Raw genomic sequence first — 13,139 nt, forward strand, 5'->3', positions numbered from 1 at the left:
CTCCTCGATCCAGGCGGCGAGCTTCACGTGCAAGGCCGTTAGTCCGCTTCGTCATCCTTTCTGCCCGGAAGCAGACTTGCTGCTTTCGGCCATGTCCTGCCGAGGCCAAAGGCCCTCAGAGTGTCGCAGATGGGTGGTTTTCCGCCGGTCGGCTTCAGAGCGCCAGTTGTAATAAGCGGACATCCGTAGTTTTGAAGGGTCTGGGCCTAGCTTGGCAGTGGCATCACCGGCACCAGGCGGGCATCCAAACTCGTTCGGCCCTTACCAAACGCACCGCGAGCTAGACGTCGAGGGTCTTGCGCGCGAAGCTCTCGATGTAGTCCACGAGCTTGTCCGAGGCGGCGCCGGCGGCGTCGACGTCGCGTGCGGCCACCGCCTCGCAGACGTCGGCGTGGAGGTTGGCGGTCAGCGGCAGGTCGGCCGCCTGCTTGTAGTGCTGGTACCAGAAGCGCCGTGACAGGCCGGCCATGCTCTCAAGTGAGCGTACCGCGAACTCGTTGCGCGACGCGGACGCGATAAGGTCGTTGAACTGACGGTCCAGCCGCATGAACGCCAGGTCGTCCGACGCCGCGGCCGCCTCGCGCATGTCCTGCGCGAGGCCGGCGAAGACCTCCCGCTCCTCCTTCGTGGACCGCTCCGCGGCAAGGCGCGCGATCAACGCCTCCAGGACGCGCCGGGTCTCCAGCAGGCGCAGCTGTGTGCGCACGTTGATGTCGGAGACGAGGATGCCGCGACGGGGCATGACCACCACGAGCCCGTCGCGGGCGAGACGCTGCAGTGCTTCCCGGATCGGGGTGCGCCCAATCCCGAGGCGCTGGACCAGGTTCTGCTCGCCGAGCACCATGCCGGGCGGAAGCACGAGCGTCGTGATCATCTCCTCCAGCTGCTGATAGGCCCTGTCGGTGAGCGTCAGGTCGGGCAGGTCGTCACCGCCGGCCGTTCCGTCGGGCGACCCCTTCACAGCCTTCCTGGCTCGCTTCTCGCCATTCTTCGCGGCACGGACCGACGCCGTCTTCCCGGTCACGAAGTTCATGGACGACACCCCTTATTCTGCCCGGTCCGCTCACCGCGCCGCATAAGGGTGCATGGTGCCGGGCGAGCCCCTACGCAAGGGCATATCGCTGATATATCTTGCGTGGATTAGAAATATCCCGCAAAAGTGCCCGGCGCATACCAATAACGCAGGGAGGCAAGAGATGGCAGGGCAAATTGCGATACCGGCCGGCGACGCGCTGCCGGAACGGGCCACGACCGAGGTTCCAAGCCGCGTCGCGGCCGGGACGAGCGCGGTGATCGCGGCGCGGCTGGAGCGCCTGCCGATGACCGCGTTTCAGCGCAATATCTTTCTCATCATCGCGACGGCGTGGTTCTTCGACTCGATCGACCTCGGCTCGCTCACCTTCCTGCTCGGCTCGATCAAAACGGAGTTCGGCCTCTCCACGGCCCAGGCGGGCCTCCTGTCCAGCATGAGCTTCATCGGCATGTTCGCCGGCGCGGCGATCTCCGGGATGCTCGCCGACCGCTTCGGGCGTAAGGTCGTCTTCCAGATCAGCATGGTGTTCTGGGGCGTGGGCAGCGCGTGGTGCGCCTACGCGCCCGACGCGACCATGCTCGGCTACGCTCGCCTGCTGCTCGGCTTCGGCATGGGCATGGAGTTCCCGGTGGCCCTCGCCATCGTCTCGGAATTCCTGCCGACGGCCAAGCGCGGCCGCTACCTCGCGATCATGGAAGGGTTCTGGCCGCTCGGCTTCATCGCGGCGGGCTGCCTCAGCTACGTCCTGCTGAGCTACTTCGACTGGCGAGCCGTCTTCCTGGCGCAGGCCGTGCCGGCCCTGTTCCTGTTCGTGATCCGCTTCCTGGTGCCGGAATCGCCTCGCTGGCTCGCCGACCGTGGGCGGCATGACGAGGCCGATCGCGTGATGACGGACATCGAGAGGAAGGTCACCGCGCGTCTCGATGGTCGGCCCTTGGCCGAGCCGAAGGCGCTGCCCGAGCAGGCCCAGGGCGAGCGCCGCTTCTCGTTCCTCGAACTCTGGAGCCCGGGCTACGCGAGCCGCACGGTCATGATCTGGCTGACGTGGTTCTTCGCACTGCTCGGCTTCTACGGCCTCACCACTTGGCTCGGGGCCCTGCTGCAGGATGCGGGCTACAGCGTCGCCAAGTCGGTGACCTACACGATCCTGATCTCGCTCGCGGGCGTGCCGGGCTTCATCACCTCGGCGATCCTGGTCGAGCGCTGGGGCCGCAAGCCGACCGCCGTTCTGATGCTGCTCGGAAGCGCGGTCGCGGCCTACCTCTACGGCCACTCGCCCTCGTTCGCATGGCTGATCGCCTTCGGACTGATGATGCAGTTCTTCCTGTTCGGCATGTGGTCGGTGCTCTACGCCTACACCCCGGAGCTCTACCCGACGCGGGCGCGCGCGACGGGGGCCGGCTGCGCCTCGGCCGTCGGCCGGGTCGGCTCGCTCATCGGCCCCTACGTCATCGGCATCATCTTGCCGACGCTCGGCCATGGCGGCGTCTTCGCACTGGGAGCCGGATCCTTCGTGATCGCGGCGGCGAGCGTGGCCTTCCTCGGCATCGAGACCAAGGGCAAGTCGCTCGAAGCGATCTCGCACTGACCGGAACCGGCGGAACGCAGGCCGCTCCCGTCCCGCCGGACCGCCGAACATCACACGACAGTGTTGACAGTTGATATATCAGTGATATTTTGTAGCCAATCAAAGAGGGAGGGCGCCATGTGCCAGACGGCTCGCAACGCGGATGACGGTCAAGGCCGTTCCGTCTGTCGGGGATGCGGCGGATGCCCTGCCAGGAAGCCCACGGCCCCCCTACGATCCGCAGCCGTCGTGGGGTCGCGTACCCGGCCGGGTGCCGTCGTCGGGGCCGCCCGTCCATCGAACACCCTCGTAGCGATGGCGACCTACTGAACAACAACGTCGAAGCGGCCGCAGCGGCTGCCTTAAGAGCCAACGAACAAAGGAGAGGTGCAATGGAACTCGCGGTCACTAAGATGAGCGAGCGGCAGAGAAACTTCCGGGCCAACTACCGGCAGCGCGTCGCGGGCTGGTACAACGGTCTTCTGCACATCGCCATCATCTACACCATCGGCCTGACGGCACTGTATATCTACATCTCGAACATCAAGGCGCCGACCTTGGCGGAACTCGTCACGGTGCCGGTCGTGTTCCTGTTCTGCAACTTCTTCGAGTGGTGGCTGCATCGCTACGTGATGCATCGGCCGCAGAGCAATCCTATCGGGCGCGCCGTCTACAATCGGCATACCCTTCAGCACCACCAGTTCTTCACCGACCACGAGATGCGCTTCGCCGATCATCGCGATTACCGGGTGACGTTCTTCCCGCCCTACGCGCTGGCGACCTTCACGCTGATGTCGATTCCGGGCGCCATTGTGCTTGGCAACGTGTTCACGCCGAACGTCGGCTGGCTGTTCATCACCACGACGACCAGCATCTACATGATCTACGAGTTCATGCACTTCTGCTGCCACGTCGAGGACAACTGGTTCGTCCGCAACATGCCGTTCATCAATACGAACCGGCGTCACCACACCGCGCATCACGACCAGTCGATCATGATGGAGCGGAACATGAACCTCACCTTCCCGATCATGGACTGGCTGTTCGGCACCTCGGATCTCAACCGTGGCCTGCTCGGCACGCTCTTCAACGGCTACGACACGCGCCACGTGAAGACCGACATGCGCAAGACTTCGCGTACGCCCGGCGCCGCCGAGCCCGGCGCGATGCAGCCGGCCGAGTAGGCCCACGCCACACGCCACACGCCACACGCCACACGCGACGCGCGGCGCCGACGGGGCGCCGCCCCGACACTTGGGAGGTCTTCCATGAGCATGATCGAACCGAACGTCCTAGCCCTCGCGTGGTTCGCCCTCTTCGCCGGCGTCGCCAGCGTCGGGTTCTACGTCCTCACGGGCATGTTCCCGCTCGAAACCCGTCCCGACTTGAGGGCGCGGCCGCTGGGCCTGCTGATGCTGGCCGCCAACGTCGTGCTTCTGCTGGCGCTGGTAGGGGGCGGCCTCACCTACGGTGCCGCTAACCTGCGCTGGACGAGCCTCGTCATCGTGGGCGGCTTGGCCGTGCTGTTCGCGCCGGGCCTGTTCAACGTCTGGCCCCAGCGTTGGCGTGACGGTCTGGCCGGGCTCGCCATCGTGCTGGCCGGGCTCGGCGGCTCGGTCGGCCTGCTGCTGCAGGTCGGCTCCGTCTTCACGCTGTAACGACAACCACCGTTCCGGGAGGAATCCGATGCCGTTTCCCATCAAGTTCGGCTTGTCCGTCGCCGTCGCCTTGGCCGCGCTCGCGGGGTGGTTCTACATGGGCTACCTCGGCCAGGTCGGCCCGCGCTGGGCCGTGGCCTTCCTCGGCCCCTTCATGGTCTTCAGCCTCTGGATCTTCCCCGAGGTGATGCGCAGCCGCTCCGACGGCCGCACCCCGCGCCACCAGATGAGGGAGGTGCGGTCGTGAACAAGGTCTACGTGGGGGACCGGACCATCGACGGGATCGTCGTCACGGTCGACGGCGAGCCGCTCCCGGACAGGACGGACGCAAAGCGCTACTCGCGCAACGGCTTCGAGTGGAGCTACGAGGGGCCTGAGCCCTCGCAGCTCGCCTACGCGATGCTGGTCGACCACCTCGGCGACACGGCCCAGGCGGAACGCCTCCAGCCGCAGTTCATGCGCAGCGTCGTGGCCAACTTCCAGAACGAGTGGGAGATGACGACGGCCGACATCGACCGCGTCCTGCAGGGCCTGCGCTAGGCGCCTAATACAATTTCGGCGGCCTGGATCGGCCGCCTCGACCAGCGAAGATATTCAAGGGATGAACATGAGCGCGACCGCGGCGACGGCATCCAATGAGTCCGCAAAGAAGGCGGGCAAGCGGACGATCCTCGACATCCGCGCCGCCAAGCAGACCGGCGAGAAGTTCGTCTACATGTCCGTGCCCGACTACACCTCCGCCCGGTGGGCTGAGATGTCGGGCGTCGATGTCGCTGTCGTCGGCGACAGCCTCGCCATGGTCGCCCATGGCCATGCCAGCACCATACCCGCGACGATGGACATGATGATCATGCACGCAGCGGCGGTTCGGCGCGGTGCGCCGGATACCTTCGTGCTCGGCTGCATGCCCTACCAGAGCTACAACACCGTCGACCGGGCCCTGACGAATGCCACGCGCTTCATGCAGGAAGGCCAGTGCGATGCCGTGAAGCCGCAGGGCGGCAGGAGCCAAGCCCACATCCTGAAGGCGCTGGTCGACGCCGGCATCCCGACCGCCTCGCACATTGGGTTGACGCCGCACACCATCGCCAACTTCGGCGGCTTCAAGATCCAGGGCCGCACTGCCGAGGCCGCGATGAAGATCCTGGAGGATGCGCTGGCCATCGAGGATGCCGGCTGCTTTATGCTGGAATTCGAGGCCGTCCCAGCACCGATCGCAAAACTGATCTCCGAGCAGCTCACGATACCCACCATTGGCATCGGTGCTGGTGCGGGTTGCGACGGCCAGATCCTGCTCTGCTACGACCTACTCGGGGTGTTCACGGACTTCAAACCGAAGTTTACGAAACGCTACGCGAACCTGACCGAGGTCGCAGTAACCGGCATCCGCAAGTACGTCGAGGAAGTGAAGGCGGTAGCCTTTCCCGACGGCGACCACTCCTATCGGGTGGATCAGGCCGAGTACGAAAAGTTTCAGACGCTGGTCGAACGGCGGAAGCATGTTTGAGGTCTAGTTGACGTCGGCGTCCTGTCGATTGCCAAAGCCCTGCCGGCGAAAGACTTCTTGAAACCGAACCGGGAAGGACGCGACCCCCATGCCGACCTATGCATTCTCGACCGCGAAGGAACTGACGCCCCAGCAACGCGCGAAGCTCGTCGAGAACGTCACGGACATTCATCATGTGGAAGCGATCGCTCCACGGTATTTCGTGCAGGTCGTATTCTACAAGGTCGAGCCCGATTTGATCTTCATCGGCGGCGAAGCAGCCTCACATGACCACGTTTGGGTGCGGGCCGATATTCGCTCCAGAAGAACGAAGGACCAGAAGGCGAAGATGCTCCGCCGCATTATGCGGGAGGCCAGCGAGATCCTCGGCATATCGGACCAGGACGTGTGGGTGTACATCTCGGACATTCCAGCGCAGGGCGTGCTGGAATTCAGGAACGTGCTGCCGGAACCGGGTGACGAGGAGCAATGGCTGGCGTCGTTGCCTAGCGCCTTGCGTGATAAGCTTAAATATACTGCTTGATACCCGGAATATTGCCCCCCCCCCTCCCCCCCGACGCAAACTAATGCCTCAGAGCAGACGCTCGCCAGCAGCGAACCACCAAGTTGGGCGCATTTTTGCGAGAGCAACGACGGACGCGATGTCTGCTTTCGGAAAGCGCGCGATAGCCCTTATACGACGAGGTTGGGTCGGCAGACGTCCGTCCGCTTCTCCGGCACACCCTCTCCGAAGCCGCTGCTCCGCTTACGGCCAGCATTGGCCGCTGCGAGGGAGTCGCGTGGACGTCTCGGACGGGTGGAATGCGGCTTGTCCGCTTCTGAGCGACAAGGCAACAAAGCGGAAGCGGCCGCGGCACCCGCTCCCGGCACTTGGCAGGCGGCGAACCTCGACCGCGAGCAATAGCCCTGCGCCTTTTTGCGCGTATGGCGTAGGATCGCCGCATGGGACTGTTGACCTTCAGCATCAACGTCACCCTGGACGGCTGCGTCGACCACCAGGAAGGCGTCGCTGACGAGGAGACGCACGCCTACTTCACCCGTCTCATGGACGAAGGCGGGGCGATGCTGTGGGGCCGCGTCACCTACGAGATGATGGAGGGCTATTGGCCGGCGGTCGCTCGTGGTGACGTAGAAGCACCGCCGGCGGTGCGCGAGTGGGCGGTCAAGCTGCAGGCCAAGCCGAAATACGTAGTGTCATCGACACGAACAGATTTTCAGTGGACTAACAGCCACCGCATCACTGATGATCTGCGGGCAGGCGTGCAGAGGCTCAAGGACGCGACACCGGCAGGTGTGCTCCTCGGTAGCGGCAAACTCGCAACCGAATTAGACCGGCTGGAGCTGATCGATGAGTACAAGGTCCTCGTCCATCCTCGGATCGCGGGACACGGCCCGACCCTATACCGGAGCGGTCTCGCCAGGACCCGGCGGCTTGAGCTGATCTCGGCGAAGCCGCTTCGAAACGGCGCGGTAGCGATCCACTACCGACGCGAGGCCTGAGCCGACGCAACCCCCATGCACCGCACGGGGACCGAGGCGTCCCGGATGCACTGCCACCGAGCAATCGAACGGCTACGTCGGCTTTCTTCCGGTGCGGATGCGGGTGCACTCATAGTGCTGTCCGGTGAGTTGCAGCCTGCACGACGTGCCACGAAGCTGTCGCCTACCAATAAGCGAGAAGGACGGCCAACCGTGTCCACCGAACCCGTCAAGGGGCCAGCCTCGTACTTCCCGTCCATCGAGAAGAAGTACGGCCGCCCCATCGACGAATGGCAGCAGATTGTCCGCGACCGGCTTCCGGCAAAGCACATGGACCTCGTGTCGATGTTGAAGGCCGAGCACGGGATGGGACATGGCCACGCCAACGCCATCGTTGTCCACGTGCTGTCCGCGGGAAAAGGGTAGGCAGCCTCAAAGCAAGCCTGGAGTGGCTGCTCTCCACTCCGAGCGGTAATTGCCTCACGCCCGCCGACTGGCAGCCCTAGAGAAGTGCCGGCGGCAGTCTGAGCGGCTGGGTTGGGTCGCTATCGGACTGGCGGCTTGGGGTGGGAACGAGAAGGTTAGTTTCCCGCGGAGTTCGCTGGAAAGCGACCGCAGTTGATGGCCGCCGGCTTCAGGCGTGGGATGGTCTCAGGATACTTCTAGCGCTCACGCCACACAGATGCCGGGAACCTCAACCTTGCGGAACAGGTGTGGGCTCACCGTCGCGCTGTCCGGATAAGCGCCCAGCTGCGCCCTGAACTCCGGGTTTGCGAAGGCTTCGCGGAAGTGCGCAGCGGACTGCCAGACCGCGTAGTTCAGGAAGGTACCGCTACCCGCAGTACCGCGATGAAGCTGGGTGGAGATGAAGCCCGGCTGGCGCTTCATGAACGCTGCATCGCGGCTCCACGCGTTCAGCAGCGCGTCGGCGTCTTCGGGTGGGACGACGAATGTGTTGACCAGCACCAAAGGACCGTTCGTGTCCTCGCGAAGCTGGTCGGCGATCGTGACGGTCGCGTCCATTTCTAGAAACCTGGGCATGTCACTCTCCTTGGCTTTATGGTGCCGATATGACATCATGGTGTCGATTTACAAAATCGACACCATGATGTCAACAGGATACCCACATGCCCCGCAGATCGCCTTCGGCCGAGATGCTGACCGATCTCGTCCTCACGCTCTTCCGGGTGAACAACGCGACGCTCGTCTGGGGCGATCGGTTGGTTCGGCCCTTCGGCCTGACCAGCGCCCGCTGGCAGATCATGGGGGCCATCGCGTACGCCGACCGACCGCAACCGGTGGCATGGCTCGCCCGCGATCTCGGGGCGAACCGGCAGAACGTCCAGCGCATCGTCAACGAGCTTGCACAGGAAGGCTTGTTGCGGTTCGAGAACAACCCGCACCACAAGCGGGCGCAACTGGTGCTGCTGACGACGGCGGGCAGGCGTGCCTACGATGACGCGATCCAGGCCTGGGACCCAGCTGCCGACGATCTCGCGACGGGCCTGTCATTGGACGATCTAGCGACGGCCGTTCGGGTCCTCGGCGTGTTGCGAAGCAGACTGGCGGCCAGCAATGCGGGCGAGGATGAAGCCGATGCATAACGCTTGCTGAGCGTCCGCTTACCGGATCGGAAGAATGCAGGCGCAACGGCGAGGTTGGGTCGCCAGCGGAACGTCCGCATATGCCCCCATCTTCACAGCCTTGGTTCGGGTGTCTCTTCGCCTCGCTGGCATGGGCCGGCGAGGAGACATATGATGGGACACTCTGCATATGATCCGGCCACGAAAGGGCGACCGGCCTGGGACGCTGGCCGCAAGCTCGGGGCCAACCGAGCCCTCAAACCTCAGCAAGTCTGGGCCATCTGGTTCTGGCTCGATCGCGAACGGCGTACACGCGACCGGGCAATGTTCGATCTCGCCATCGACAGCAAGCTGCGCGGCTGCGACATCGTCAAGCTCAAGATTGGCGACCTCGTCAGCGGTGGTCGCGTCCGGAGCCGCGCCATCGTCATCCAGCGCAAGACCGGCCGACCGGTGCAGTTCGAATTGCTCGAGCCCGCGCGTACCAGCATCCTGGTATGGCTGGAGGCCAGGGGCGGAACGCTCGACGACTATGCCTTCCCGAGCCGGCTCGACGGCGTCACGCACATCAGCACCCGGCAGTATGCGCGCCTGGTCGATGAGTGGATCACGGGCGTCGGGCTGCGCAGCGAGGACTACGGAACCCATTCCCTCCGCCGCACGAAGGCGTCGTTGATCTACAAGCGGACCGGCAACCTGCGTGCCGTCCAGATTCTGCTCGGCCACACCAAGATCGAGAGCACGGTCAGGTACCTCGGTGTGGACGTCGAGGATGCTCTGACTCTAGCCGAAGGTACTGAGATTTGAGCGCTTGGCCCCTCGGCTCCATTGTCGAGGGGCTTTCAAACTAGCTCGGCAGCAAAGCGCCCGTTGCCGCCGCTAAACGTCAATCACGACGCTCCCGGAAGCGGAGCTAAAAACTGTACTTCCAACTGCCCTTCCGCGCACCGCCTGTTGGGTGAAATCGTCACCGCTCAGCGCACACTGCTGCTGTTTCTCGTTCAAGACACGGCGAGGGAGATGGGGCGCGCATAATCGACTGGAACGCCCGCTGAAACTCGCGTGCGTATTGATGACATCTCGGCGGCTCAGCGGACCCGGCGGGGCGCCTTGGCCAGGAACGCCTCGACGCCACGCCTGTACTCCTCGTTCTCTGCGAAGCCGTACACCTCCATCCTCTCCGCGCGCGTCACGGGAGCAGCATCCCGCATCAGCCGTCGGATCTGACGCTTGTGCGACCGGGCCGCTAGGATGCCGCTGGCGCAGATGTTCTCGACCGCTTCAGCGAGGGCGCCCTCGAAATTCTCGGCTTCGACGACTCTGGACACCAAGCCCTTCTCATAGGCCGTCCGGGCATCGAAGAGGCGGCCCTCGATCAACAGCTCCGCGGCAACGGATGGCCCGACGAGGCGGAACAGAGCTTCGGTTTCGCCCAGAGCCAGCGGGAAGCCCATGCAGCCGACCGGCGCTCCGAAGCGGGCCTCCTGCGCGGCGATGCGGAGATCGCAGGCGACCGCGATCTCCAGGCCGCCCCCGAAGCACGCGCCCTGGATCGCGGCGACGACGGGCACGGGGCAATCGGCGATCGCCCCGAGGCATCCACCGACATACTCCTCGTGAAAGCGGACAACCTGCTCGTAGGTCGCGCGTTCGGCGTGGAACTCGGAGATATCGGCGCCCGCGGAGAATGCCTCCGCGGTGGCGCCGCGGATGACTATGCAGCGCATGGCGTCGTTCCGCGAAAGCGCTCGGACATGCTCCGCGAGATCCTGCCACATCGCGACCGTCAGCGCGTTGCGCCGCTTCGGCTGGCTGATCGTGAGTGTCGCGCGGGAGTCCGTAACCTCCGCGATGATCCGTCCGGTCATGTCGATACCATCAGTCACGCTGGCCGGGTCATACCGGAACATCTTGGGACAGCTTTAGCAGCTCGGCCGCCTCGGAACTCCGCCCGGCATAATCCTTCCAGGTCGAATTGCGGGCGAGGGCCTGCCACTTCTCAAACGAACCCGCATTGATCTCCCGCGCCTGCCGCCCGGCCTTGCGAAACACCTCCACGACTCTGTCGTCGTCGGCCTTTGAGCCCGCTGTCCCGAACGGCTCCAGCTCGGCGCCAGCAGCCATGATCAGGTCGCGCTCGCCCGGCGTGAGGGAATCGAAGATCGCCTTCGACATCAGCAGGGGTTCGAAGGTGAAGAGGAAGGTGCGGTCGCGCGCCGTGGTCAGGTGCTTGCCGATCTCCTCTAAACGGAAGGAGATCATGCTGGTGGACGAGGTGACGACGGCATCCACCGCCCCCGTCTGCATCGCCGCGTAGATCTCGTTCGAGGGCAGCGGCAGCGTCGCGGCCCCGGCCGCGAGGAGCAGGACATGCATCTCCCGGGAGCCGCCCCGCGTCTTCATGCCCTTCACGTCCTCGGGCACGACGATCGGGTTGGCGCGGGAGACGACGCCGTTCGCCTGCCAGACCCAGGACACGATGACGATGCCCTTCTCGGCCAGGAACCCAGTGAGCTTGCGCCCGACCGCTGCCCCCTTCCAGGCTGCACCTTGAGCGTAGGAGCCGACAACGCAGGGCATCAGCCCGATGTTGAGTTCCGGGATCTGGCCGCCGGCATAGGCGAGAGGGAAGAGGCTCAGGTCGAGAGCGCCCTTGCGGAGCGCGGCAAACTGGGAGTTCGTCTTCATCAAGGACGAGTTCGGATAGACGGTTCCTGTGAGCGCACCCTCGGAGCGTCGCCGCAGCGCCGCGGCGAACTTCCGGCAGAGCCTGTCGCGGAAATCGCCCTCATCTTCCGAGCCTCCGGGGAATTGGTGCGAGATTTTCAGGTCGCGCCCGGCCGCCGCCCGCTCCCCGAACCGGATGAGGGTCGGCGCCGCGACGGCGGCGGAAAGCAGGGCGCGGCGCGTCGGCATGACGGGGTACTTCCTCGGGTCGGTGGGGAGACGCCGCCTCAGGCCGGGCGCGGGTCGAAGGCAGCTTCCATCTCGCGGCGAAGCGCCACGACGGGATCGTCCGGCGCGAAGGCGACGTCGTCCCAGCGGACGCCCGCGCCCATCGGGACGTCGCGGACCAGCCTCACCTGATGCGCCAGCCCAAGGGGCAGGTAGGCCTCGTTGAGAGAGATCTCCGCCGGAACCTGCCGGCCCCAGACGCAGTAGCCGCCCTCGCCGTCGAGGATCTCGCCCACCTTGAGGTCGCGCTTGGCGATGGCCGCCACGTCAGCGCTGAAGCAAGACGGGGCGCCGGTCGGCTGCTTGAGTAACGCCGCCCAGGCCGCCGAGATGCCGAGTTCCAGGCCGCTGAAGTGGATCGGCCGGTAGAGCGCCGCGTAGCGCCCGCTCGCATCCGGCAGCATATGGTATTCGCGAAAACATTCCCGGGTGTAGGCGCTGTCCTTCGCCGCCTCGACCACCACGAAGGTGCCGTGGGCGAGGTTGTGCGGAACGCTCGACCCGTCCCGGGTGAGAGAGGAGACGCATTCCGTCACCCCAGAAAATTCCAGGCTGCCGCCCTCGTCCTTCGGGCGCAGCACATCGGCGAGTTCGAAGCGGCTCGCGGGCGGGAAGACGAGGCCCTGAGTTTGCGCCTTGAGGCCGGTCGCGTTGGCGATGGCGGTCATCTCGATCGCCGACTTGGTCCCGTCGACGAAGCTGTTGAACATCTTCGGATTGATCGAGGACCGGTCCTCGATCTCGATCAGTCCCGGCAGGTTGTCGAACACCGTGTCGGGCGTCGACTGGTGGAAGCGCGGCAGATAGCGGGTGCCCTTGCCCGCCGCCACGACTTGGAAGCCGCAGGCGCGGGCCCAGTCGACATGCTCGCAGACGATGGCCGGCTGGTCGCCGTAGGCGAGCGAATAGACGACGCCCGCCTGCGCGGCCTTCCGGGCGAGCAGCGGCCCCGCCACCACGTCGGCCTCGACGTTGACCATGACGACGTGCTTGCCCGCCGCGATGGCCGCGAGGGCGAGGCGGATGCCCGTGCGCGGATAGCCCGTGGCCTCGATGATCACCTCAATGCCTCCGGCCCGGATCACCGCGTCGGCGTCATCCGTGAGGTAGGTCCGGCCGGTGCGGAGCGCGTCCTCGCAGGATCGGGCGGCGACCTGCTCCGCCGGCCAGTGGCAGGAGGCGAGCTGACGCGCCGCCCGCGTCACGTCGAGGTCGACGACGGCGACGATCTGCATCCCCGGCGTCGTGCGGGCCTGGGCCAGGAACATCGTCCCGTACTTTCCGGCGCCTATCAGGGCGACCGTCACCGGCCGGCCGGCCTCCTGGCGCTCCCGCAGCAATCGGTAGAGGTTCATCG

Annotated in this window: 16 protein-coding genes; 11 read left to right on the plus strand and 5 right to left on the minus strand. The window is 65.3% G+C overall.

Annotated elements, in window-relative coordinates; translation table 11 throughout:
* Nucleotides 1-280: 280 nt before the first annotated feature.
* Entirely contained in the window at nucleotides 281-1,033 is a 753-nt protein-coding gene (locus LOK46_RS14170; RefSeq protein ID WP_273564352.1) for a GntR family transcriptional regulator, read from the minus strand.
* Nucleotides 1,034-1,196: 163 nt separating this feature from the next.
* Here LOK46_RS14170 and LOK46_RS14175 point away from each other — a divergent pair, with 163 nt between their 5' ends.
* The 9 genes from LOK46_RS14175 (at nucleotide 1,197) to LOK46_RS14215 (ending at nucleotide 7,670) form a co-directional block, all read left to right on the plus strand.
* Complete coding sequence (locus LOK46_RS14175; protein WP_273564353.1) at nucleotides 1,197-2,621, plus strand: MFS transporter; 1,425 nt, start codon at nucleotides 1,197-1,199, stop codon at nucleotides 2,619-2,621.
* A gap of 371 nt (nucleotides 2,622-2,992) precedes the next feature.
* The gene (locus LOK46_RS14180; protein ID WP_273564354.1) at nucleotides 2,993-3,784 is read left to right on the plus strand and encodes a sterol desaturase family protein; all 792 of its coding nucleotides are present in this window, start codon (nucleotides 2,993-2,995) and stop codon (nucleotides 3,782-3,784) included.
* An 84-nt stretch (nucleotides 3,785-3,868) separates the two neighbouring features.
* Nucleotides 3,869-4,258 (plus strand): hypothetical protein, encoded by a 390-nt coding sequence (locus tag LOK46_RS14185; protein ID WP_273564355.1) that lies wholly within the window; start codon nucleotides 3,869-3,871, stop codon nucleotides 4,256-4,258.
* A 28-nt stretch (nucleotides 4,259-4,286) separates the two neighbouring features.
* Nucleotides 4,287-4,505 carry a hypothetical protein gene (locus LOK46_RS14190; RefSeq protein ID WP_273564356.1) on the plus strand — a complete coding sequence of 73 codons (219 nt, stop codon included), beginning with the start codon at nucleotides 4,287-4,289 and terminating at the stop codon, nucleotides 4,503-4,505.
* Nucleotides 4,502-4,798 (plus strand): DUF6166 domain-containing protein, encoded by a 297-nt coding sequence (locus tag LOK46_RS14195; protein ID WP_273564357.1) that lies wholly within the window; start codon nucleotides 4,502-4,504, stop codon nucleotides 4,796-4,798. Before LOK46_RS14190 ends, LOK46_RS14195 begins: the two co-directional genes overlap by 4 nt.
* Nucleotides 4,799-4,859: 61 nt before the next feature.
* Nucleotides 4,860-5,765, plus strand: coding sequence for a 3-methyl-2-oxobutanoate hydroxymethyltransferase (gene panB, locus LOK46_RS14200; RefSeq protein WP_273564358.1), 906 nt, complete (start codon nucleotides 4,860-4,862; stop codon nucleotides 5,763-5,765).
* A gap of 88 nt (nucleotides 5,766-5,853) precedes the next feature.
* Nucleotides 5,854-6,288: a tautomerase family protein gene (locus tag LOK46_RS14205; RefSeq protein ID WP_273564359.1), complete on the plus strand. Its 435-nt coding sequence runs from the start codon at nucleotides 5,854-5,856 to the stop codon at nucleotides 6,286-6,288.
* A 419-nt stretch (nucleotides 6,289-6,707) separates the two neighbouring features.
* Nucleotides 6,708-7,265, plus strand: coding sequence for a dihydrofolate reductase family protein (locus LOK46_RS14210; protein WP_273564360.1), 558 nt, complete (start codon nucleotides 6,708-6,710; stop codon nucleotides 7,263-7,265).
* A 192-nt stretch (nucleotides 7,266-7,457) separates the two neighbouring features.
* Nucleotides 7,458-7,670: a DUF4287 domain-containing protein gene (locus LOK46_RS14215; protein WP_273564361.1), complete on the plus strand. Its 213-nt coding sequence runs from the start codon at nucleotides 7,458-7,460 to the stop codon at nucleotides 7,668-7,670.
* A 243-nt stretch (nucleotides 7,671-7,913) separates the two neighbouring features.
* Here the strand turns inward: LOK46_RS14215 and LOK46_RS14220 are convergent, their stop codons facing one another.
* The gene (locus LOK46_RS14220) at nucleotides 7,914-8,285 is read right to left on the minus strand and encodes an antibiotic biosynthesis monooxygenase family protein (RefSeq protein WP_443192888.1); all 372 of its coding nucleotides are present in this window, start codon (nucleotides 8,283-8,285) and stop codon (nucleotides 7,914-7,916) included.
* A gap of 86 nt (nucleotides 8,286-8,371) precedes the next feature.
* On the opposite strand from LOK46_RS14220, the gene LOK46_RS14225 reads away from it, so the two are divergent.
* Both LOK46_RS14225 and LOK46_RS14230 read left to right on the plus strand, forming a co-directional pair.
* Nucleotides 8,372-8,848, plus strand: a complete 477-nt coding sequence (locus LOK46_RS14225; RefSeq protein ID WP_273564363.1) for a MarR family winged helix-turn-helix transcriptional regulator — start codon at nucleotides 8,372-8,374, stop codon at nucleotides 8,846-8,848.
* A 153-nt stretch (nucleotides 8,849-9,001) separates the two neighbouring features.
* Complete coding sequence (locus LOK46_RS14230) at nucleotides 9,002-9,634, plus strand: tyrosine-type recombinase/integrase (RefSeq protein WP_273564593.1); 633 nt, start codon at nucleotides 9,002-9,004, stop codon at nucleotides 9,632-9,634.
* Nucleotides 9,635-9,915: 281 nt separating this feature from the next.
* Here the strand turns inward: LOK46_RS14230 and LOK46_RS14235 are convergent, their stop codons facing one another.
* The 3 genes from LOK46_RS14235 to LOK46_RS14245 are packed head-to-tail and all read right to left on the minus strand — an operon-like array spanning nucleotide 9,916 to nucleotide 13,137.
* Nucleotides 9,916-10,695: an enoyl-CoA hydratase/isomerase family protein gene (locus LOK46_RS14235; RefSeq protein WP_273564364.1), complete on the minus strand. Its 780-nt coding sequence runs from the start codon at nucleotides 10,693-10,695 to the stop codon at nucleotides 9,916-9,918.
* Nucleotides 10,696-10,723: 28 nt separating this feature from the next.
* Nucleotides 10,724-11,743 carry a TRAP transporter substrate-binding protein DctP gene (dctP, locus tag LOK46_RS14240; protein ID WP_273564365.1) on the minus strand — a complete coding sequence of 340 codons (1,020 nt, stop codon included), beginning with the start codon at nucleotides 11,741-11,743 and terminating at the stop codon, nucleotides 10,724-10,726.
* 38 nt (nucleotides 11,744-11,781) lie between these two features.
* Nucleotides 11,782-13,137 (minus strand): NAD(P)H-dependent oxidoreductase, encoded by a 1,356-nt coding sequence (locus LOK46_RS14245; protein WP_273564366.1) that lies wholly within the window; start codon nucleotides 13,135-13,137, stop codon nucleotides 11,782-11,784.
* Nucleotides 13,138-13,139: the final 2 nt, after the last annotated feature.

Source organism: Methylobacterium sp. NMS14P (assembly GCF_028583545.1).
Lineage (GTDB): Bacteria > Pseudomonadota > Alphaproteobacteria > Rhizobiales > Beijerinckiaceae > Methylobacterium.

Excerpts from the sequence above, each read along its gene's own strand:
- LOK46_RS14170 (WP_273564352.1), bottom strand. The coding sequence starts at position 1,033 with ATGAACTTCGTGACCGGGAAGACGGCGTCGGTCCGTGCCGCGAAGAAT.
- LOK46_RS14175 (WP_273564353.1), top strand. The coding sequence starts at position 1,197 with ATGGCAGGGCAAATTGCGATACCGGCCGGCGACGCGCTGCCGGAACGG.
- LOK46_RS14180 (WP_273564354.1), top strand. The coding sequence starts at position 2,993 with ATGGAACTCGCGGTCACTAAGATGAGCGAGCGGCAGAGAAACTTCCGG.
- LOK46_RS14185 (WP_273564355.1), top strand. The coding sequence starts at position 3,869 with ATGAGCATGATCGAACCGAACGTCCTAGCCCTCGCGTGGTTCGCCCTC.
- LOK46_RS14190 (WP_273564356.1), top strand. The coding sequence starts at position 4,287 with ATGCCGTTTCCCATCAAGTTCGGCTTGTCCGTCGCCGTCGCCTTGGCC.
- panB (WP_273564358.1), top strand. The coding sequence starts at position 4,860 with ATGAACATGAGCGCGACCGCGGCGACGGCATCCAATGAGTCCGCAAAG.
- LOK46_RS14205 (WP_273564359.1), top strand. The coding sequence starts at position 5,854 with ATGCCGACCTATGCATTCTCGACCGCGAAGGAACTGACGCCCCAGCAA.
- LOK46_RS14210 (WP_273564360.1), top strand. The coding sequence starts at position 6,708 with ATGGGACTGTTGACCTTCAGCATCAACGTCACCCTGGACGGCTGCGTC.
- LOK46_RS14220 (WP_443192888.1), bottom strand. The coding sequence starts at position 8,285 with ATGCCCAGGTTTCTAGAAATGGACGCGACCGTCACGATCGCCGACCAG.
- LOK46_RS14225 (WP_273564363.1), top strand. The coding sequence starts at position 8,372 with ATGCCCCGCAGATCGCCTTCGGCCGAGATGCTGACCGATCTCGTCCTC.
- LOK46_RS14230 (WP_273564593.1), top strand. The coding sequence starts at position 9,002 with ATGGGACACTCTGCATATGATCCGGCCACGAAAGGGCGACCGGCCTGG.
- LOK46_RS14235 (WP_273564364.1), bottom strand. The coding sequence starts at position 10,695 with ATGACCGGACGGATCATCGCGGAGGTTACGGACTCCCGCGCGACACTC.
- dctP (WP_273564365.1), bottom strand. The coding sequence starts at position 11,743 with ATGCCGACGCGCCGCGCCCTGCTTTCCGCCGCCGTCGCGGCGCCGACC.
- LOK46_RS14245 (WP_273564366.1), bottom strand. The coding sequence starts at position 13,137 with ATGAACCTCTACCGATTGCTGCGGGAGCGCCAGGAGGCCGGCCGGCCG.